At 35.8% G+C, this 20,000-nt stretch carries 13 protein-coding genes and 1 pseudogene; 3 read left to right on the plus strand and 11 right to left on the minus strand.

The window, feature by feature from the left end:
• Nucleotides 1-67: 67 nt before the first annotated feature.
• From fdrA to allC, 5 genes are all read right to left on the minus strand, one after another.
• The gene (gene fdrA, locus LDK52_RS05970; RefSeq protein WP_277585039.1) at nt 68-1,813 is read right to left on the minus strand and encodes an acyl-CoA synthetase FdrA; all 1,746 of its coding nucleotides are present in this window, start codon (nt 1,811-1,813) and stop codon (nt 68-70) included.
• Nucleotides 1,814-1,874: 61 nt separating this feature from the next.
• Nucleotides 1,875-2,924, minus strand: coding sequence for an ureidoglycolate dehydrogenase (gene allD / locus LDK52_RS05975; protein WP_277585040.1), 1,050 nt, complete (start codon nt 2,922-2,924; stop codon nt 1,875-1,877).
• A gap of 40 nt (nt 2,925-2,964) precedes the next feature.
• Complete coding sequence (gene allD / locus LDK52_RS05980; RefSeq protein WP_277585041.1) at nt 2,965-4,017, minus strand: ureidoglycolate dehydrogenase; 1,053 nt, start codon at nt 4,015-4,017, stop codon at nt 2,965-2,967.
• 98 nt (nt 4,018-4,115) lie between these two features.
• A complete protein-coding gene (gene allE, locus LDK52_RS05985) occupies nt 4,116-4,880 on the minus strand; it encodes a (S)-ureidoglycine aminohydrolase (RefSeq protein WP_277585042.1) in 765 nt (254 codons plus the stop codon).
• Between the two features lie 56 nt (nt 4,881-4,936).
• Nucleotides 4,937-6,187, minus strand: a complete 1,251-nt coding sequence (gene allC / locus LDK52_RS05990; RefSeq protein WP_277585043.1) for an allantoate deiminase — start codon at nt 6,185-6,187, stop codon at nt 4,937-4,939.
• A 569-nt stretch (nt 6,188-6,756) separates the two neighbouring features.
• Here allC and LDK52_RS05995 point away from each other — a divergent pair.
• The gene (locus LDK52_RS05995; RefSeq protein WP_277585044.1) at nt 6,757-8,415 is read left to right on the plus strand and encodes a PucR family transcriptional regulator; all 1,659 of its coding nucleotides are present in this window, start codon (nt 6,757-6,759) and stop codon (nt 8,413-8,415) included.
• Between the two features lie 702 nt (nt 8,416-9,117).
• Here LDK52_RS05995 and LDK52_RS06000 read toward each other — a convergent pair.
• The 6 genes from LDK52_RS06000 to allB form a co-directional block, all read right to left on the minus strand.
• Nucleotides 9,118-10,506 carry an NCS1 family transporter gene (locus LDK52_RS06000; protein ID WP_277585045.1) on the minus strand — a complete coding sequence of 463 codons (1,389 nt, stop codon included), beginning with the start codon at nt 10,504-10,506 and terminating at the stop codon, nt 9,118-9,120.
• Nucleotides 10,507-11,059: 553 nt separating this feature from the next.
• Nucleotides 11,060-11,443, minus strand: coding sequence for a RidA family protein (locus LDK52_RS06005; RefSeq protein ID WP_277585046.1), 384 nt, complete (start codon nt 11,441-11,443; stop codon nt 11,060-11,062).
• 38 nt (nt 11,444-11,481) lie between these two features.
• On the minus strand, nt 11,482-13,143 hold the full coding sequence (locus tag LDK52_RS06010; protein ID WP_277585047.1) for a PucR family transcriptional regulator: 1,662 nt from the start codon (nt 13,141-13,143) through the stop codon (nt 11,482-11,484).
• Between the two features lie 166 nt (nt 13,144-13,309).
• Nucleotides 13,310-14,644: a uracil/xanthine transporter gene (locus LDK52_RS06015; protein WP_277585048.1), complete on the minus strand. Its 1,335-nt coding sequence runs from the start codon at nt 14,642-14,644 to the stop codon at nt 13,310-13,312.
• 174 nt (nt 14,645-14,818) lie between these two features.
• Nucleotides 14,819-16,150: an allantoinase gene (locus LDK52_RS06020; RefSeq protein ID WP_277585049.1), complete on the minus strand. Its 1,332-nt coding sequence runs from the start codon at nt 16,148-16,150 to the stop codon at nt 14,819-14,821.
• 46 nt (nt 16,151-16,196) lie between these two features.
• The gene (gene allB, locus LDK52_RS06025; RefSeq protein ID WP_277585050.1) at nt 16,197-17,558 is read right to left on the minus strand and encodes an allantoinase AllB; all 1,362 of its coding nucleotides are present in this window, start codon (nt 17,556-17,558) and stop codon (nt 16,197-16,199) included.
• Nucleotides 17,559-18,234: 676 nt separating this feature from the next.
• On the opposite strand from allB, the gene LDK52_RS06030 reads away from it, so the two are divergent.
• Nucleotides 18,235-19,101 (plus strand): alpha/beta hydrolase, encoded by an 867-nt coding sequence (locus tag LDK52_RS06030; protein ID WP_277585051.1) that lies wholly within the window; start codon nt 18,235-18,237, stop codon nt 19,099-19,101.
• Nucleotides 19,102-19,592: 491 nt separating this feature from the next.
• Nucleotides 19,593-19,965: pseudogene (locus LDK52_RS06035) on the plus strand (SDR family oxidoreductase); the annotation flags it as partial.
• Nucleotides 19,966-20,000 lie beyond the last annotated feature (35 nt).

Consider the following 20,000-nt stretch of genomic DNA (forward strand, 5'->3'; position numbering starts at 1 on the left):
GCTTTTTCCTCCTAATAATTCATTGGTCGTCTGATCAATGACCTAAAGTTCGAATAAATTCTTTCGATTAATGAAGTACACTTAAAATTTGACGCATTCTTGGATTCCCGCCTGCAACTGGACGCCAGTCAAACTGAACAACTCTTCCACCATTAGCAGTAATTGCTTCTGTAAATTTCTTTAATCCAACGTTAACAACGTTTGGTTTTTCAGTTAATAATTTTTGGATAGCTTCTGAAACAGTAAATTCCACTGTTGAAGTTTCTGTTGCAGGAACTAATTCTTTTTGTACTTCTTCGATTTGAATATCAAGCATAGCTAATGCAGTAAGAGTCGCTTGGTTATTGCTATCACGTAAAATAACTCCAGCTTTTTCTAATTTAGCTTTTTGCTCGTCAATGCTTTGTGGATCTTGGTCGGTACCACATACAGTTGCTACGAAGTAAATTTCTTTACCTTTTGCTTGTGTTTCTTTTTGGATTTTTTCGATACCAGGAATAAGTGCGCCCGCCATATCTTCATGAGAACCATATCCAAGTACAAGATCAAATAGGATAATTGCAGTTGACTCATCTTGTGCCGCTTTTTGGAAGTATTGAATTCTAGTATCTGGATCAATCATTGGATGCGGTTTACCTTGTGTATAAATATCATCCCCAAGGTCAACAACTTCAAATCCATTTGCACTTAGAAGATATCCTTCCTCATGAGCACCAGTATTATCGTAGTTAAGACCTCTACTAATTAAAGTAGCTGCTTCATAACCTAATGTACCGCCTGAATATAGACCTTTAATTGTTTTTTGCTCCGGCTTTAAGTTTACAGCAGGTATTTGACTTTGTAATTTGTTGTAACTTGACTTAATAGGGTTGCCTTTAACAAGATCAACAGCAATCGCAGCTGTTTCTTCAAGTGTGTTAGCATAATAAATATTGCCTTCATGGTTATGAGGTTCTTCACCTAGGAAAATAGCAACAACTGGTTTAGAAATACTTTGAAGTAATTGAACAACCTCATCACGAACTTCTTTAGCAGGTGGTTTTGAGATTAATGTGATTACTTCTGTTTGGCTATGTTGTGCTAATGCTTTAATTCCATCTAACATGGTAATCGCACCGATTTTTTCAGAAAGGTCACGACCACCAGTACCGATTGCATGACTAACTCCAGCGCCTAGACGGTCAATTTCTGTTGTAACTTCTTGAATACCTGTACCAGAAGCTCCGATTACACCAATTTTTCCAGTTTTCACAACGTTCGCAAATGCAAGAGGTACGCCAGAAACTACTGCTGTACCACAGTCAGGACCCATAACAAGAAGACCTTTTTCATGTGCTTTTTCTTTAATGCGACGCTCATCTTCCACCGTTACGTTGTCACTGAAAATTAGAACGTGCATATCTCGATCAAGTGCTTTTTCAGCTTCTTCAGCTGCATATTGACCTGGTGTAGAGATAATTGCTAGATTTGCACCAGGCAATGCTTTTGTAGCTTTATCCCAAGAACGAACAGTTTCGAAAGCTTCTTTACCACTTGAGATTGCTTGGTTGCTTAAATAGTTATCTACTTCATCAAGAACCTCTTGAATTTTTTCTTCTGAGTCAGTATCAATAACTATACACATATCATTAGACGCTGCACCATCAAGTTCATCAGTGTATAGTCCAGCTGCCTTGATAATATCTTTATTAGCCGGAGTTCCCATCATAATTTGAGTTTTGTTGATGCCTTCCATCGTGGAGATTTTATTTGTAAGAAGCATTAGATTAACTGAATCCTGATAAGAATTCTGTTTAACAATTGTATAAAGCATTTTGAATGCACCTCTTCTTCTTTTTTTGCTTACTTGTATATGTAAAAATGGTAAACCTCTTTTATTTTGCAAAAGGGCTTTTATTATCATAGGCATTATTATGAATAACATCTGAAATTAAATATTCATAAATATCATCGACAATTTCAATACCGTCTTTTTCGTAAGTTTCTTCTCTTTCAGCACTTCTTTGTCCTGGATAATAAACTTGGTTATATCCTGTAGCTGGTTTAATGTTATTCAATTCTTGAATTGTTTGAGCTATTGCTTCTTTAAAAGAGCTAAGTCCAGCAAAATATTCTGGATTAATAACTATATGAAGTTGCCCTAGATTGCGCCCCTCCGTTAAATCATGGTACATAGAGGATACTTTGTTTCCGAATGGCAGTCCTAACAGAATGCCCGAAAGCACGTCAACCATCATCATTAATCCATATCCCTTTGGTCCAGCAATTGGCAGGAGAGCATTTACTTTAAATGGATCTGTCGTTGGTTCCCCGCTGCTATCAACGGCCCACGAATCAGGAATTGGTTCGTTCTTCGATCTTGCATGGAGGATTTTCCCCCATGCTTGTATAGTAGTAGCCATATCAAACGTAATATGTTTACCGTCTTTTCCTGGTGCAGAAAATGCAATTGGGTTTGTCCCATAATAAGGTTCTGCTCCCCCGAATGGAACAACCATTGGGTCGGATTGGCATACTGAAATTCCAATTAGATCGGCATCAGAAGCTTGCTGAACAAAATAAGATAGCGCACCGCTATGACTAATTCTTCTTACACCTACTACAGCAATTCCATTTTCCTTGGCCATATTAATAGCCTCATCCATAGCTAACTTTGCCGCAACATGCCCAGACCCATTATCACCATCAAATATTGCTGAACACGGTCCAGTTTTTTCAAAGCTAAACTCTGGGTTGTTATTGATTCCGCCTTTAGCAATTCGTTCAGCATAATACTCAACTCGCATTGCTCCGTGGGAATGTACACCCCTTGCATCAGCATGTACTAGTACATCCGCTACACCGGCTGCATGATCTTCCGTTAATCCAGCATTATGAATCTTTTTAGAAATTAACTCATGCAATTGCTCTTTTGATAATCTCATTCCTTATCCCCCTTTGAATTCGTTTTTTGTACTTAAAAAACTATTTAGCAAACGGATCTTTATTATCATATTGGTTGTTATGAATCACATCAGAACGTAAGTACTCTAATACATCATCTACAATTTCAATGCCATTATTTTTATATTCTTCAATTACAATGTCATTATTTTGACCAGGGTATAATACCTTAGAGAAGCCAGTGGCAGGTTTAATGTTGTTTAAATCATCCATGGATTGAGAAATATCTTTCTTGAAGCCGCTTATTCCACCGAAAAATTCAGGATTAATGACAATATGAAGCAGACCTAATTTGCGGTATTCAGCCAAATTATCGTACATAGAAGAGACTTTATTTCCAAACGGAAGGCCAAGTAAAACGCCTGACAAAACGTCAACCATCATCATGAGCCCGTATCCTTTTGGTCCCGAAATTGGTAATAATGCTTTTACATCAAAAGGATCTGTTGTTGGTTCACCATTTCCATTTACTGCCCATGTATCAGGAATAGATTCATGCTTTGATCTTGCATGGAGAATTTTACCCCATGCTTGAACTGTTGTTGCCATATCTAATGTCATGGATTTCCCGTCTTCTGAACTTGGTGCAGCAAAAGCAATTGGGTTCGTACCGTAATAAGGCTCTGCTCCACCAAATGGAACTGCCATCGGATCCGATTGACAAACGGTAAGACCAATAAGATCAACTTGTGTAGCTTGTTCAGTAAAGTAAGAGATTGCTCCGCTGTGGGACATATCTCTCACTCCAACAATAGCAACACCATTTTCTTTCGCCATTTTTATGGCTTCATCCATTGCCAATTTGGCAGCTGTATGGCCATTTCCGCCATCTGCATGGAAAACGGCTGAGCAAGGACCTGTTTTTTCAAATCTAAAGTCAGGGTTTGTATTAATTCCGCCTTTAGCAATTCTTTCAGCATAATATTCCACACGCATGGCACCATGCGAATGAATTCCTCTTTGGTCCGCAAATACAAGAACATCTGCGGCTGTCTCAGCGTGACTTTCTTGTAGGCCTGCTTTATGAAGTTTGTTTATAATTAATTGTTTTAGTTCTTCTTCTGTAACTCTCATTCAGACACCAACTTTTCATGAAATATATATCTTTTCTAGTTATTATATTGCATGTTTTTCAAATGCATCTTGCCGTAATTAGTCTAAATTCAAAAATGTTAAAGTGATGCATCACGATTGCAATCTTTTGAATATACGTAAGCTAGTGGTTCTCTTCCAACTGCATACGCTGCTTGATGTACGTAAGGACCCATAAAGATATAGTCACCTTTTTTAACTGGAATCCATTCATTGTCGAGGTTGTACATACCTTCCCCTGACAATAAGTAAGCTCCGTGTTCTTGGACGTGAGTCTCAATGAACGGATGACTTGCTGCCGGGTCAAACGATAAAATGTGGAAGTTCATGTCAAAATCCAAATCCGCTGGTAATAAATCTTTAATATGAACATTGTGCATATCATCATAGTCTCTAAACTCAATTTGGTTAGCATGTCCAGATACTGTCCACGGTTTTTTTCCTTCAAGAGGTTTATATTTTTGTTTATAAAGGAAAAGTCGGGAATCTCCTGCTTCTAAATTTTCGATATACATTTTCACTCCTGGTGGGCAATACAAATAGCCGCTATCCTCAAGTACAAATTCCTCGTCGCCAGCAGATACTTTTACTTTACCGTTCAAAACATAAACAAAGCTTTCTACATCTTCTTGACCACAGAATCCTTGGCTATTTTTTCCACCCTCATGCATTGTTACGATGTAATCAACAAAACTAGCTCCTAGTCTTGGTGATCCTAAAATAGAAATTGTACAATTTTCAAATCCTGGAATCACATTATTAACTAAACCTTCTGGTGCGATTAGAGCGTATAATCCGTGCTTAATAATTGATCTGCTTGAAAGTAAATCTTTTGGATAACCCATTTTTTACATTCTCCTCTGTTTGTTTGTATTTTTATCTGTACATCTAATTCTCAGTGTTATTCTTTATAGCCTAATTCGTAAAGAGCACCAATAAGTGCTTTTACACCTTCTGCCAAATCTGTTGGCTCTGTAAATTCCGCCGGATTATGGCTGATTCCTTTCAGACTTGGAACAAACAACATAGCTGTCGGTACAAAAGGAGCAAAGATTTGGGAATCATGCCCCGCACCGCTGTGCATTACCTTATAATTGAGACCATTTTCTTTACATTGCTTTTCGATAAGTTCAACGACCCTTTGATCCATTGGAACTGGATCTTCATCCATCCACATATCGATATTCAACTCAACTTCATGTTCTTTAGAGATATCTTGCATTTTTGCAGTCATTTGTTCTGTAAAAGAAATAATTGCTTGTTTATCAGTATGACGAACATCTATTGTGAAAATGACTTTCCCCGGCACGACATTCACGATGTTAGGATAAGCCTCGAATTTCCCAACCGTCGTCACAAGTGGATCACCGGTTTCTCTCGCCATCGAAATAATTTCATGAATCATTTGGCTTGCCGCATAAACAGCATCTTTCCGATAGCCCATTGGTGTTGTACCTGCATGATTAGCTTCACCAGTTATTTCTATCGTATATCGTCGTTGCCCGACAATGTTGTTTACTACACCAATTGCCGTTTTTTCCGTTTCTAAAACGCTTCCTTGTTCAACGTGAACTTCAACGAAGGCTTTTAGATCCTTACGTGGACCCTTCGTTTCATCTCCGAAGCCAAAGCCCGCTTCATTCATCGCTACGACAAATGGAATACCTTCAAAGTCTTTAATTGTTTCAACATCTTCACGTTTCGCTAAGCCAACAATGTTTTTGGAACCCCAAAACGAGTATGGAAAACGACTTCCTTCCTCTTCTGCCATCGAAACGACTTCGATGTTTCTTACTGGTTGACCGAAATGTTTTTTCAAGTATTTCAATGCAAGAATTCCTGCAACAATTCCATATGCACCGTCAAAACTGCCACCATTCGTCACAGTATCCACATGGGATCCAGTTAAAATAGTTTCGTTTGTGTTTTTACCTGTTAACGTCCCAAATAAATTCCCGACATTATCAAATCGAGCTTCTAGGCCTTCGTTCTCCATCCATTCTTTTAATGCATGTTGACCTTTAACCCACTCTTTTGTATAAAGTAAACGAGAAACTCCACCTTCAGGATCTTTTCCAAATTCGGCTAACCATTCAAGCTTGCCGGCTGTTTCTTCATCTAGATGATCAAACTTTTGTACAATGTTTTTCATTTCGTCCACCTATTTCACCACCCTGTTCTGCATTATGTATTGTCTATAATTATTTTAGTAACACTATTTCATTGTTTGCAATCCATGTAGATAGTATTCACTGAAATTATCTTTCATAAACTTATGATCTTTGACTACACTACTAATTGTAAACGTTGCCATAAAAATAATCTTTAGTACATATAGATAAAACTTTAGATTTTATTTATATTATACGGATAATTGACTTTCAAATTCCTTGATAGTATTGCAATTCTGTCTTTACTACTCCAAGAAGTTGTCGATCACAGAGTTATCTCTTACGGTTTCCTTACAAGACATATTTAATAGCACGCATCTTTTTTGTAGTTCAATCGGAATGCATGAGCAAATGGTGTTCTTCGGGTAGACATTAGCATTACCTTACTTACAGCGTTGATTCTTCCATTCTAAAGCTATTGTTCTGAATTGTCACTGTTCACTATGAACAATTTACGATTTGTTTTTTGTTCACTTTTAACTTACAATGGACTGCATAAGAGTTAGATAAATTATTCTTATGGAAATCTTTAAATAGAAAGGGTATTCGTATGAAAACCGTAAATGATTTATTTATACTGGAAGGTATGAAAAAAGGTATTGTTCTTGCAGGTCATCGTGGTCTAACAAGAAATGTGCAATTTGTAAATATATCTGATACGCCTGACGTGATCAATTTTTTAGCTGAAAGCCATCTTCTCCTTACAACCGGATATGCGTTTAAAGATGATACAGAGAAATTCTGCGAATTAATCAAACAAATGCACGACTTAAATTGTTCAGGCATTGTTATTAAAATCAGCCGATTCTTTCATCAATTGCCACCTGAAGTAAAATTACTGGCTGATGAACTTGCTTTTCCAATTATAGATTTACCTACCAATCATACATTAGGTGAAGTTTCCCGCCATATCTTGAATTATTTGAATGATCATGAGGCAGAGCAACTGTATTATGCATTGCATGTGCAAAAAGAATTTTCAAATATGCTCATCAAAGGATACAGTTTAAGCGCTCTTTTAGAACAGTTAGGCTATCTTTTGGCACGCCCAGCCCTTTTATTGAATCACAGGGGAGAAAAGATTGCTCAAAGTCATGATTTTTTGAAGGAATCAATGAAGGATATTAAACAGGAGATACTTCAGAAGATAAAAGAAGACTTACTTGTTGCACGAGAAGGGACTACGTTTTCAATCCCATCAAGGGAACATCAAAGTGTTACGACATTTCCAGTTCATACGAAACGTCAATATCAAAGTATGCTTGTCATTTTCGATTCACTCACCTTGCCTTATCCTTCTTCACAAATGGCAATTGAACAGGCCGGCAATGTCATTTCCTTTACAATTGTAAAAGAGCAAGCAATAGAAGAGAACTCTAGATTGTTAAAAAATAACTTCTTCGCTGATTTAATCGAAATGAAAATTCATTCCGATGAAGAAATATTTAGCCGATCAAACTATTATGGACTCCAAAAAAGCATGGAAAGTGTCTGTGTAGTATGTACAATCGATGCCCAAGGAGACATATATGAAACGTTGCAACTTTACGAAAAAAAAGTTGGAGAGCTACATAATAGCGTTTACGACCAGCTTGAAGATGAAATTATTCATGAGAATTTAGAAGCTACTCTATTCACAAAAGGAAAGTACTTCGCCATGATCTTACAATTCCCGAAATATAGTGAGGGAGAAATTAATACGGTTACACAATTCGTAGAAAATATCCAAGCAAACTTCGAAGGAGATTTCACGCTTTCCTTTGGAGTTAGCCACTCAGTGCCATCCCTTAAAGAAATACCGACCGCTTATCATGAAGCAGTAGAAGCTATATTAACGGGATATGAACAACATTTAAAAGGGTTTATAAAATTTTACAAAACAAGCGATTTGGAGGAATTGTTAAAATCCCTTCCTCGTAAAGAAATAAGGGCCCTTTATGTAAATACATTAAAATCATTGGCATATCCAAAAACAAACGAAGAGCTGGAACTAGTAAAAACGATTCATGCTTTCTTAGACTCCCAATGTGAGTTTTCGGAAACATCTAGAAAATTATTCGTACATCGAAATACAGTGAAATATCGAATAGAAAAAGCAGAGGAACTGCTAAACTGCTCCCTCCGCGATCCGACTGACTCTTTAGCGATACGAGTAGCCCTCATCATCGGCTCTATTCTAAAAGAAGAGGATGAAGTATCTAGTCAATGAAAAGTGCAAAGCGCACACTTATCGGCAACAAACATAAGAAGAGCCGCTGATGCATGGAAATAGATAGTAAAAACTAGGTAATAAAACGACCCGTCCTTTAGTATCTAATCATGTTTCTCCTGTTTTCGAAGGGCTTTGGACAGACTTATTGCTATATAATTACCGTTTGATTTTTTTAAAGATGCTGGTCGTGAATGAAGTCACGACCAGCATCTTTTTTTCTCGGTAATCTTATGGCTATTAACTGTACGGTCGCCCTTCTACAACTTTTAGAAACGGGTTAGTTCATTTTTGGATAACTAGAAAATAGAACCTTACCTATTAATAGAGGAGAGATGATGACAGTCTAAATACGCGACATCGTGGTGCTCCTGCGCAAAGCTCGCCGCAAAATAAAAAAACATTTCGCAACGACTGCCTGAACCGCATCGTGCGGGCCTGAAGATGCAATTTCGTTCGCAATTTCGCTTCTTTATTGGATAGACACTTACTATTTTTCTTTATTTCCATTAAAAAAGGAAATCTACTATCTTCATCCATCTTTACACAATTTCTCTCCTAAATTCAACAGACGGTGTTATATCAACATTAACTCGGACTAGTCTTTTTATCTAAGCAACATGAAGGTACGCTTCGTTTTCTTATCTTTGAATAACAAAAACCCTCATGAAGATATATTCTCCATGAGGGTTTTTCAACTAATTATTTATCGAAAATTGTTCCTTTTTTGAAACTTGAACCTTTAAAGGCATATTTCGAAAGTAGGTAGTAAGCTATTCCTGCTACTATAAAACCAATTACCCATGCTAGCTCCACTAACATAAATGCAGCAGCTGCACCAATACACATCGCAATCAGTCCTGCTGGATTATATCCCGCATATGAACCATCTTCTTTGTATAGTTCTGCAGTATCTACTCTCTGCTTTCTTATAATATAATATTCAACTAACAGAATCGAAATTACCGGCCCTAAAAATGCAGAATAGATGAGAACGAACATACTAAGACCTGCAGCCGATGACTCTTGAATAAGCAACCAAGGGAATGAAGCTAGAGCAAGCAATCCTGTTATAGTTACAGAAGCTTTATATTTTAATTTTGTCAGCAATGTAATAACATACGCTGGTGGAACTACGTTCGCTACCATGTTTGTCGCAATTACTGTTATGACGATAAATAGAGATACACCTGCAGAAATAATAGGATTTTCAATTACCTCTGGCAGTGCTAATGCAGGATTCGTTATACCTGTTGCAGCAGCTAACATTGCCCCGATGGCAATAACAAAACCATATGAAACAGTGATCGGAATAAAGTATAATGCTCCGCGTTTCTTATCACTTATACCCGTTTTCAGTTCTCTGGAATAGTCTGCAGCACTTACAAAGATCCCTGCATAATTCCCTAATAAGACCATAATTAGTGCGAAGAACGGTAATCCCCATGAACCTTCTGCTTGTACCCAAGTTTGAGTAATCTCAGTACCGTATGATGTTACAAGGATTCCAAAAACATAAATAAGTCCTATCATGAAAATAATAGATGCAAACGTCTCTACCCATTTAATCGCATGGAAGCCGTATAGTGATATAACAATCTGAAGTAGTTGAAGACCTATAAAACAAATAACAATATTATCAAAAGATCCACCGGTAACTATCTTCAAAAATTCATTTAAAGCAGTACCACCAATCCAACTTTGAATACCGTACCAGACAATAGCAGGTACACCGCGTAGTAATGAAGAAATAACTGTACCTTTTATTCCGAAAGACATTCTAAGCTGTACAACGTACGGAATACCTTTTGTATAGCCTAGTCGATCATTTAATGCGAAAATAGTTGAAATGATTCCAATGGAGATCAGAGCTGCAAGCATTGTCTGGAAGATGTTTAACGTTGCTACACCCGCAATAACTACACTGGCTCCTAATGTCATATTCCCTATGTTAACCCCATCACCCATCCACATGAAAATATAGTCTCTTGGCTTGACGGTTCTATCTTTATCGGCTTTCGGATGTAGTGATTCATCCAATACCGAAATATGTTCAATCTGTGTATCTTTTGTATCTGTTTTTGTAGACATATGTCATTCTCCTTTTTAATGTGTAATTCATTTATCGAAAACGTTTTCATAGGAACAATACCTATTACAATGTTTATTATACATCGCTTTATTAAGAAGGTCTTTATGTGCATTAAACAAAATGCACAAGCTCTCGCTATATACAGTGCATAACAATTGTTACAATAACAGATACTTTGAACAATCCTTTGTACACATTGAACAACCTCTTTATGCTCGAAAATTAACATAAAAAGAGTTGTGTGAAAGTTGAGCAGTAATTATAAGAATAACCACATAATTCAAAACATATAGTTTTGTTGTAGTATCCTACCAAATGTTATTTTCAACAAGAAAAAGCACTCGAATTTTTAAGAGTGCCGTACGAATAGAGAAGGGCTGCTCCCACTCACATTAATTAGTGAAGTGGTGCCCATAACATGACAGAAATGCCGATCATGCAACTCAAAGCCCTAGTCCAATCAATAGACCTGCTTTTTCTCATCTACATTTATCCCACTTATTCCTAAAAATAGGAATTTAAATACTAAGTTGAAATTCGTATATAAAATACCTACGCTTTTCTCTTAGCAACCATTTCAATTTCTACTTCTGCACCTAATGGTAATGCTAAAACTGCCACACAAGTTCTAGCTGGATATGGTTCTTTAAAGAACGTTTTATATACTTCATTCATAGAAGAAAAATGATTCATATCCGTAAGATATACATTTACTTTCAGCACGTCATCTGATGTTAGATTTGCTGCTTCTAACACTTCCAATAAATTGGCAAAGCATCGTTTTGTTTGTTCTGCAATATTTCCTTGCAAATTTTCTGCTGTATCCGCGTTCATTGCTGTCTGACCTGATAAAAAAATAATATTATCTGCTTCTACTGCATGTGAATACGGTCCTGATGCTGTTACATTTTTTGCAATATACGTTTTCCTAACCATCTGATAACACTCCTGACTTTTTTTGGTGTTGCAATTTACTATTGTTGGATTTTGTCTCGTTCAAGAAGTTCAGTAATTTTTAACCCAATTTGAACTAATAACATTTCTTCCGCATTTTCAAAATTCATCCCTGTTATTTCCCTGATCTTTTCTATACGATAGACAGCTGTTTTATGGTGGATAAAAAGAAGTTGGGATGCTTTTGTAGCATTTTGATTGCACTGTAGAAAAATTTTTAGTGTGAGTAACAAATCTGTTTTGCTTGCTTGTTGATGTTTTAGCAACGTTTGTAAAGACGATGGAATAAAAGTCTTTAAATCCTCGGGATTAGAAAATTGGCAGAGCATCCTAAAGACCCCTAATTCAGAAAAAGCAGTAATGGATTCTTTGCCATTTAAAATCTCTCCAAATTCCAATGCATCTTGAGCCTTTTTATAACTTTCTGAAATATTATTTATACGTTCTGATAGCGTCCCAATCCCGACTTGAATAATTATTTCGCTATTTTGTTTCGTTACCAATTGTTTAATATTGTACACTGTTTCTTTAACTTTATCCAACCATTTTTGATCTTCTGTATTGGCTTTCCAAAGTACTACTTTGAAACCACTTTTACTGCCAATGATTGCATTAGGTAAATATTTATAAATAGCTTCATGAAGTAATGTCTCTTCATGTCCATTCGATTTTCCTCGTTTAACTTGTTTCGAGAAGTCTAGTTCATTATTTTTGCTTAATTTGAATAAAACAACTGTAAATGATCCTTTTATATTCCAACCAATTATATTGGCATCTTGATAAAGAATATTGGAAGGTAATTTACCCTCGATTAATCGTTCCAGTAGATCATTTTTAAATCGTTTGTCTACTTCTGCCACAGCAAACTTTTTTACAAATTCAAGCGAAAGCGATATTGCAGCATTTTCAACTGCAATAAAATTAAGTTCTTCCAATGGTTTATTCATTTCACCGATTAATAGGTAAATTTCAATATGGTTAATCGTTTCAATTGGGACGACTATTTGTTGACCACTTTGATTATCTTGCCCGGGATATTTAACAATTTGACGATAGTGAGGAAATTTCATCTCTTCTTTTTTGTCATAATCATCATATTTTTCAACAATTTCAAACTTAGAAAGGTAAGGGAGCGTGGAAGCTATACAAAAGAAGTTTCGGTCAAATAAAGCAACAGGATTTCCGATTAACTCCTCTAATGTTTCAATGATCTTTTCCGCACTTTCATCAGCCAATGATAACGCTGTAAACTGATCATGAATTTCTTTGTAATACTGAAGTTTTTTTACTTGGATATCCAAAAATTCTTCCATCACAGGATACATTATGTCAACATAAGGGAGTTCTTTAGGAATTTGGATAATTGGTAAGTTATACTTTTCCCCTTCGCTGATTATGGCTGGAGGAATCTCTGATACAAAACGATGATTTTTTATCACTAACGCACTAATTTCTTTTTCAGCTAGCTTTGCAATAAACTGCTTTTGCTCCGTTTCATTAAAAAAACGGATAGGGTATAAACTTGTTAAAATTAATTCTCCACCTTTTAACCAGTCAGTAATATCCGGTGCTTCCATGATTGTGGATCCTTTAACAACTTTATGTAAAGATTGTTCCCCACTTAATACAATCGAATCTTTCATAGATGGTAATTTTAACATATCGCTTACCCGAAATTCCAAAACCTATCCCTCCTTTTTAATAGAAGAAAAGGGCAGAGATATTCTCGGCCCTTTAATCCTTATTATTCACTATGAATTAAACGTTTCTATGCAATTGGTAAAGTACCGTTCAAAAACAACTTTACCATCATCAATTGCAATATTCCACAAAAAGATTTGCTTAGCGTTATATATTCTTTTGAACATTTACTTTCTCATCTATCCCGATTTTATCCCAATTCATTACATTTTCAATTAGTATAGCTAGAACAGTACCAACCAATAAGCCGCTTGACAGTAAAGGTTGAACAAAACTAGGTAAAGTTGAGAACGCAGTACCAGGTATAGCAAACAAAACTAAACCAATAAACAATGGAATTGCTGCACGGTAAACGTTGGTTGAGTTAAATGTTACTTTTGCATACCAATCAAGAGCAGAACCAAATAGTGTTACGTACGAGACGAACAATACGGCACTACCGATACTTAATGGAAGTAGAGTAAAGAAATAGCCTACTGGTGGAATGATACCCATAATAAGGAACATAACAGAACCAAAAATAAATGGCATTCTATCATATATTTTAGTTTGTTGGATGAAACCAATTGATGATATAAACGGTGAGTACGGTACTAAACCTAAAAGACCTGCTAAAATACTTTGAATACCAGTAATCACAAATGAATTACGATAGTCTTTACTTGTAGATGGTTGGTCAGGATACATAATGTCTGTACCTTTGATGGAACCATATTGTTTCGATAAATTTAGAATACCTGTTACAACTACTGTAATAATAATTCCAAGATTCCAGGCAGGTTCCCCTAATGGGAATAAAAACAAATCTAAAGAAAGCGAAACCCCTCCGCCTCCTAATTGACTCTCAGAACCTAATAGTACAGCGAATAAAGGCCAACCTACAATGATACCAATCAACATAGAGTACTGCGCTATTTTAGTTGAACCTTTAACCGATAATAATAATACTAATACAGCAATACCAATAGCTAAAAGACCCATCCCTAATTTAATAGTACCATCTCCGGATGAAATACCTAACATTCCTTTAAAGAAACTGATACATAAAGAAACACCAAATAACAGCATGAAAGTACCCATTACACTAGGGTTAAATAATTTTTCTAAATAAAAGCCAAAGCCAGTAACTCCAATTAGTATAGTTAAAATACCAGCAATGATTATACCAACTGCAATACTTCCCCCAACTTCAACTAATGGGATACCTTGTGCTGCGGACATAGATGAAAGTGCAAGAATAACACCCCACCACAGTCCGGATGGTCCATCCATGATAGGTCTTCTATGTCCAATGATTGCTTGTAATAGACATCCTATACCACCAATTATAAAGGAAAATTGCATCGTACTTACAATTTGTTCTTGACTTAAGTCATAAGCAGCACCAACTGTGATTGGTACTACAACTGTGTTTATAAAGATAAACATTAACCATTGTAAACCACCAAGCCAGTTACCTGCTTTTTTTATTTCATTCTTCATCTATTTCACTTCTTCTTTCCTAAAGGATTTAATCAATTATAGTTATCTGTCTTTTCAACAGCTTTATACATTCTGTATCGCGGTCCAACTTTCGCATAGAGAAAAGGGCAGATAGAAACACCTCAGCCCTTTGTAATATTTTTACATATTATTTACAATAAAGAGTATATTTTTTTATGCTATTGGAAAACTGCCATTCTCAAAGACAACATTACCATTTACAATAGTTATTTTTACTTTTCCTTGGAATGTCTTTCCTACATATGGCGAATGTTGATGACGATAGAATAAATCTTCACTTTCTAATCTAAAGCTTTCATTTAAATTAACGATTGCAATATCTGCGTCGAATCCTACTGCAATATCACCTTTGTTTGCTAAACCAAAAACTTTTGCAGGATTTTTTGCCATTAGTGTAGCTATTTTTTCTAAAGGTATATTACGTTTAAAATAACCTTCTGTTAGCATTACATTCAATGTTGATTGTGCACCTGAAATACCGCCCCAACCTTCAAAATAATTATCTGTAACAGTTTTCATAGATGTTGGTGCGGGTGAATGGTCAGAAGCAATCATATCCAGTTCACCATTAGCAACGGCGACCCATAATTCTTCCACTTCTTCTTGATCACGAAGTGGGGGTGCACATTTAGCTAATCCACCTTTTTCTTCTAAGTCTTTTACAGTCAATGCTAAATAATGTGCGCATGTTTCAACAGTTATATCTACGCCTCTTTTTTTCGCCTCTTCTATAACTTGAACTACTTTTCTACTGCTAGCGTGAACAACATGCACTTTACATCCTGTTGCTTCAGCATAGGAAATAATTCTTTTAACAGCTTCAATTTCAGAAATAATTGGTCTAGATTCAACAAAATCACGTGCAGATGTCTTGCCTTCTTGTAACTTCTCCGCTGCCAGTTGTTCCGTGATTACTGTACTTTCCGCATGAACAGCAAGTCTTGAACCAAGGGAAGCAATTTCTTTCATCCCTTTATAAAGTGTTTCGTCATTCGCACTATGGAAATCGTCAATACCGCTTGGAGACATAAATGCTTTAAATCCAATGACTCCATTTTCATGAAGCCCTTTTAACTGATCAATATTTTCAGGTACAAGCCCACCCCAGAAATTTGCATTCACGATTGATTTTTCTTCTGAAAGTTTTCTTTTAATTTCTAAGTTTTCTTTATTTATCACTGGAGGTGTGCTGTTTAAAGGCATATCGAAATAAGATGTAACCCCACCTGCTGCTAAGCTTTTACTTCCAGTTGTAATACCTTCCCATTCCGTTCTTCCCGGCTCATTAAAATGTACATGGGTGTCAATTAAACCCGGAAAAACATGAAGACCTTCTGCATTTATTTCGTTAGTAGCTATTGCACTAATTTCTTTATTAATGGATACTTCAACAATCTTGCCATCCTTAATAGCAATATCTCCTTTTGAAACCGACTCCGAGGTTACAATTTGACCATTTCTTATAATTAAATCGTAGTTTGTCATGTTTAGCTCTCCCTTTTTTTAGAAAAAGTTTGAAATATATTATCGTTTATTGTTGTACCACTGACAAAGGCTTTCCAACTGGTTCCCCTATTATTCCTTTTTGTAAATCGAAAACTACATGTCCACGAACTATCGTTTTCGTTACACGGCAATCAATTTTTCTGCCCTCATATGCACTATGCTTGTTTTTGTAATAAAGATCTTCTCTTTTCACAACATAAGATTGATTTGGATCTACTAAAATAATATCCGCATCTTTCATTACTGCTATTTCTCCTTTATTAGGTAAGTTAAACCGTTCGGCAGGGTTAAATGCTATCAAATCAACAAACTTTTCTACTGGTAAATCACGTTGTTTTACAGCTAAATCAAACATTAAATCAACGTTGTTTTGAACCCCGCTAATGCCGCCCCACGCTTCAAAAATATTTCCTTGCTTCAAGTCTTCTGTACATGGGGAATGGTCAGATGTTAACCAGTCAATATTTCCATTTAATAACTCGTCCCATAATTTCGCTTGATCCTTTGCTTTTCGAAGTGGTGGCTGACATTTTGCTTTTGGACCAATTTCCTCTACTTGCTCAGCAGTCATTGCAAAATAGTGTGGGCACGACTCAACTGTTATATCCTGGCCTTCAGCTCGCGCTTTTAAAATTACTTGAATGGCTTCTGACGTACTAATGTGTACTAAATGTAATTTACATCCTGTTTCTTTTGCAAACAAAATTGCACGTTGAACAGCATCTACTTCCGTGAAAATCGGACGTGAATCAACATAGTCTGCAGCAGATGTACGTCCTTCTCGAATCATTTCTTCCGTAAGTCTTTTTGTAACATTTGGATTTTCAGCATGGATACATAAAATCCCACCCAATTCAGCTATTTTTTGCATCCCTTTATACATCGTATAATCATCGACATGAGTAAAATCTCCAGGAACATCACTCGTAATATCCGAAAGGAAACATTTAAACGCTAGAACTCCTCCATCTGCCATTTCTTCTAATTTATCTATATTTCCAGGTACAAGCCCACCGTAGAAACCATAGTCAACGTAGTTTTGATTGATAGCAGCTTCAAGTTTAAGATTAAGTGCTTCTTTATTTATCGTTGCCGGTAATGCATTCAGTGGCATTTCAACATAACTTGTCGTACCACCAGCTGCCATTGCTTTAGATCCTGTTTCAAAACCTTCCCACTCAGTTCGACCAGGTTCACTAATATGAACATGTGTATCAACCATTCCAGGCATTACATATTGCCCACTCGCATCAATAACTTCTTTTGCTTCATCAGTTATTTCCAAAGCAATACAACTAATTTTTTCATTTTTAACTCCAATATCGACTTGACGGACTCCATCTCGGAATACAACATTTCCATTTTTAATAATCAGATCATACATCATTACTTTTCCTCCCTAACATTAGTATATTTCTTCTTCTATATTGATTTAATATCGATTCTTTAGCAATTAATGAATATAGAACGAAAGCTATAAGTGTTGGTTGAACCATACAATTCATTCAAAGAAAATTGTGGATGATGACTTTTGTTGAATCACAATTTTCTCCTGTTATTAAAAATTCTGGTCTTTTTAAAAACACCTCTTTAATAGTTGATGTAATATGAGGATCATTTCCTAACAATTAGTCATTCCCTAAATCCGCTCTTTTTATAGACGCAAAAAATATAGCAAACGCTTTCAACCTCTTGTTAAGTGTTTTATTTGCTATTTTCCACAAAAACTCTATTACTTAATAATACAGAGAGGGAAACAGCGATTCATTTGACAATGTGGATAAATTGACAGCAATAATTTTAGTGCAAATGGATAAAGTTTTTCTTTCTTTTTTCTTATTTACTTTTGGTAGGAGTAGGTTTGGCTGCTTATGACCAATTTTTGTCTTTTTTGGGGGAACTTCAGGGTTTATGAGCTATTTTCCTAATATACTGCTTATTTAAAGGTAATATATTTCATGATATATTTAATAGTACTAAACCATACTAGTGTATAATTTCAAAGATTTGTTAGATTATAATAAAAAAGATAACTATATAATAGAAAGTACGTGTTAAACAAGATGAAAACAACAGTCGTTTATAAAAAAAATGAACAATTTGAAATAAAAGCAGACTTTTATCCCACCTCTATACAGTCAGCTCCTGTTATTGTTTATATTCATGGTGGCGGTCTATTTTGGGGTTCTAAAGAAGATATAAAAGTTGAACAAGTTAAATTTTACTTGGAGGCGGGATTTAATGTATTTTCCATTGACTATCGGCTTGCACCCGAAACAAAAATCCCTGACATAATTACCGATATTGCGGATTCACTTTCCTGGTTAAAGTATGAGGGTATAAAACAGTTTGACTATCATCCAGAAAAAATAGCAGTGATTGGCAGCTCAGCAGGCAGCTACCTTGCACTTTTATCTGGAACGTTCAATACTAAGCCACAAGCCATTGTATCGTTTTATGGCTACGGTGATATTACTGGGGATTGGGCATTAAAACCAAGCCCTCACTATCAAAAAATGACCACTGTACCAAAAGAACTTGCCGACATGCTCGTATCGAATGAAGTTATTACCGTTGGACCGATTCAAAAACGTTACGCGATTTATATGTATGCAAGACAAAATGGTAATTGGATTGAAAAAATCAGCAATATGGACGTCAATGAGCTACTGTCATTTTGCCCAATTTATTCTGTAAATGCGGAGTATCCACCAACCCTTTTATTACATGGAACTATGGACGAAGATGTCCCATACGAACAATCTGTTTTCATGTCCGAAGCATTGACGAAAGTTGGAGTAGAAAATCAATTGATAACTATTCCAAACGGCAAACATGTATTTGATGAAGATTGGCAAAGTATTACTGTGCAAAATGCATTTAATGATGTCATTCAGTTTCTAAGAAAGCAATTTGAAAAAGACAATTGATCCGAAACAAGAGCGGATGTCCATTTAGTAGAATATTTTAAATGAAACTTGGCCTTGAAAATCATATTAAATGGATTTTCAAGGCCTAGTTTTGTTTTTTTATATAATCTGTTTAATTCTTTATTAAATATTTCCACCCAGTCTTTTCATAATAACTACTCCTTTTTTTTAAGTTCGTAATGAATTTCCCCTAAAAACCTGCTGAGTATGCATGGAGTAGTTTTTACTTAACATTATATTAAGTTGGAAGACTAGCTGGGTTCCCTAATTATTTACATTCAATTATTTATGTAACTTATTTTTACCGACTAGATTAATCTCACCCGATTGCGGAAGATCTACATGGTGGTGCTGCTATTTTCTTGCTCCGGTTTTTGTATAACTATTTCGTAAATAGTTATCCTCTATGGTAAATGTCTTTTAAACCATTAATGTTATAATTGAATTATGGATCCTAATCATCAATTTTTCACCGGCTAAATAGTTTAAGAATGAGAAAGCAAGATTCAGGTTCGATATTGAATTGCGCTTCTGTTGGTGGTATTCGTGGTGTTGGTAACCAATCAGCATGGTGTAATTGGATTAACAAGAAACTCAGCAATTGAATATGGGAAATTCGGCATTAATATTAATGCAATTGCACCGGGAGCAATCATGACAGCAATGGTAGAAGGTTCGCTTAAATAAATGGGTGGCGACAATTGGGAAGAAGTTGGAAAAAAAGTTGTTAAACCAAACCCAATGATACGTTTTGGTCGCCCTGAAGAAGTTGGATACTTAGTAGCATTCCTACTCTCTGATGAAGCTACTTTCATCAATGCGACAGTTGTTCCTATTGATGGTGGACAATCTTATAAATACTAAAAGTTAACTTTCAAATTGGTCGTATAAAGTATTTT

The sequence above is a fragment of the Psychrobacillus antarcticus genome (genome assembly GCF_029533155.1).
In the GTDB taxonomy this organism is placed as follows: domain Bacteria; phylum Bacillota; class Bacilli; order Bacillales_A; family Planococcaceae; genus Psychrobacillus; species Psychrobacillus antarcticus.

Excerpts from the sequence above, each read along its gene's own strand:
- fdrA (WP_277585039.1), bottom strand. The coding sequence starts at position 1,813 with ATGCTTTATACAATTGTTAAACAGAATTCTTATCAGGATTCAGTTAAT.
- LDK52_RS06005 (WP_277585046.1), bottom strand. The coding sequence starts at position 11,443 with ATGGTTAGGAAAACGTATATTGCAAAAAATGTAACAGCATCAGGACCG.
- allD (WP_277585041.1), bottom strand. The coding sequence starts at position 4,017 with ATGAGAGTTACAGAAGAAGAACTAAAACAATTAATTATAAACAAACTT.
- LDK52_RS06015 (WP_277585048.1), bottom strand. The coding sequence starts at position 14,644 with ATGAAGAATGAAATAAAAAAAGCAGGTAACTGGCTTGGTGGTTTACAA.
- allB (WP_277585050.1), bottom strand. The coding sequence starts at position 17,558 with ATGATGTATGATCTGATTATTAAAAATGGAAATGTTGTATTCCGAGAT.
- LDK52_RS06030 (WP_277585051.1), top strand. The coding sequence starts at position 18,235 with ATGAAAACAACAGTCGTTTATAAAAAAAATGAACAATTTGAAATAAAA.
- LDK52_RS05995 (WP_277585044.1), top strand. The coding sequence starts at position 6,757 with ATGAAAACCGTAAATGATTTATTTATACTGGAAGGTATGAAAAAAGGT.
- allE (WP_277585042.1), bottom strand. The coding sequence starts at position 4,880 with ATGGGTTATCCAAAAGATTTACTTTCAAGCAGATCAATTATTAAGCAC.
- LDK52_RS06000 (WP_277585045.1), bottom strand. The coding sequence starts at position 10,506 with ATGTCTACAAAAACAGATACAAAAGATACACAGATTGAACATATTTCG.
- LDK52_RS06020 (WP_277585049.1), bottom strand. The coding sequence starts at position 16,150 with ATGACAAACTACGATTTAATTATAAGAAATGGTCAAATTGTAACCTCG.
- allD (WP_277585040.1), bottom strand. The coding sequence starts at position 2,924 with ATGAGATTATCAAAAGAGCAATTGCATGAGTTAATTTCTAAAAAGATT.
- allC (WP_277585043.1), bottom strand. The coding sequence starts at position 6,187 with ATGAAAAACATTGTACAAAAGTTTGATCATCTAGATGAAGAAACAGCC.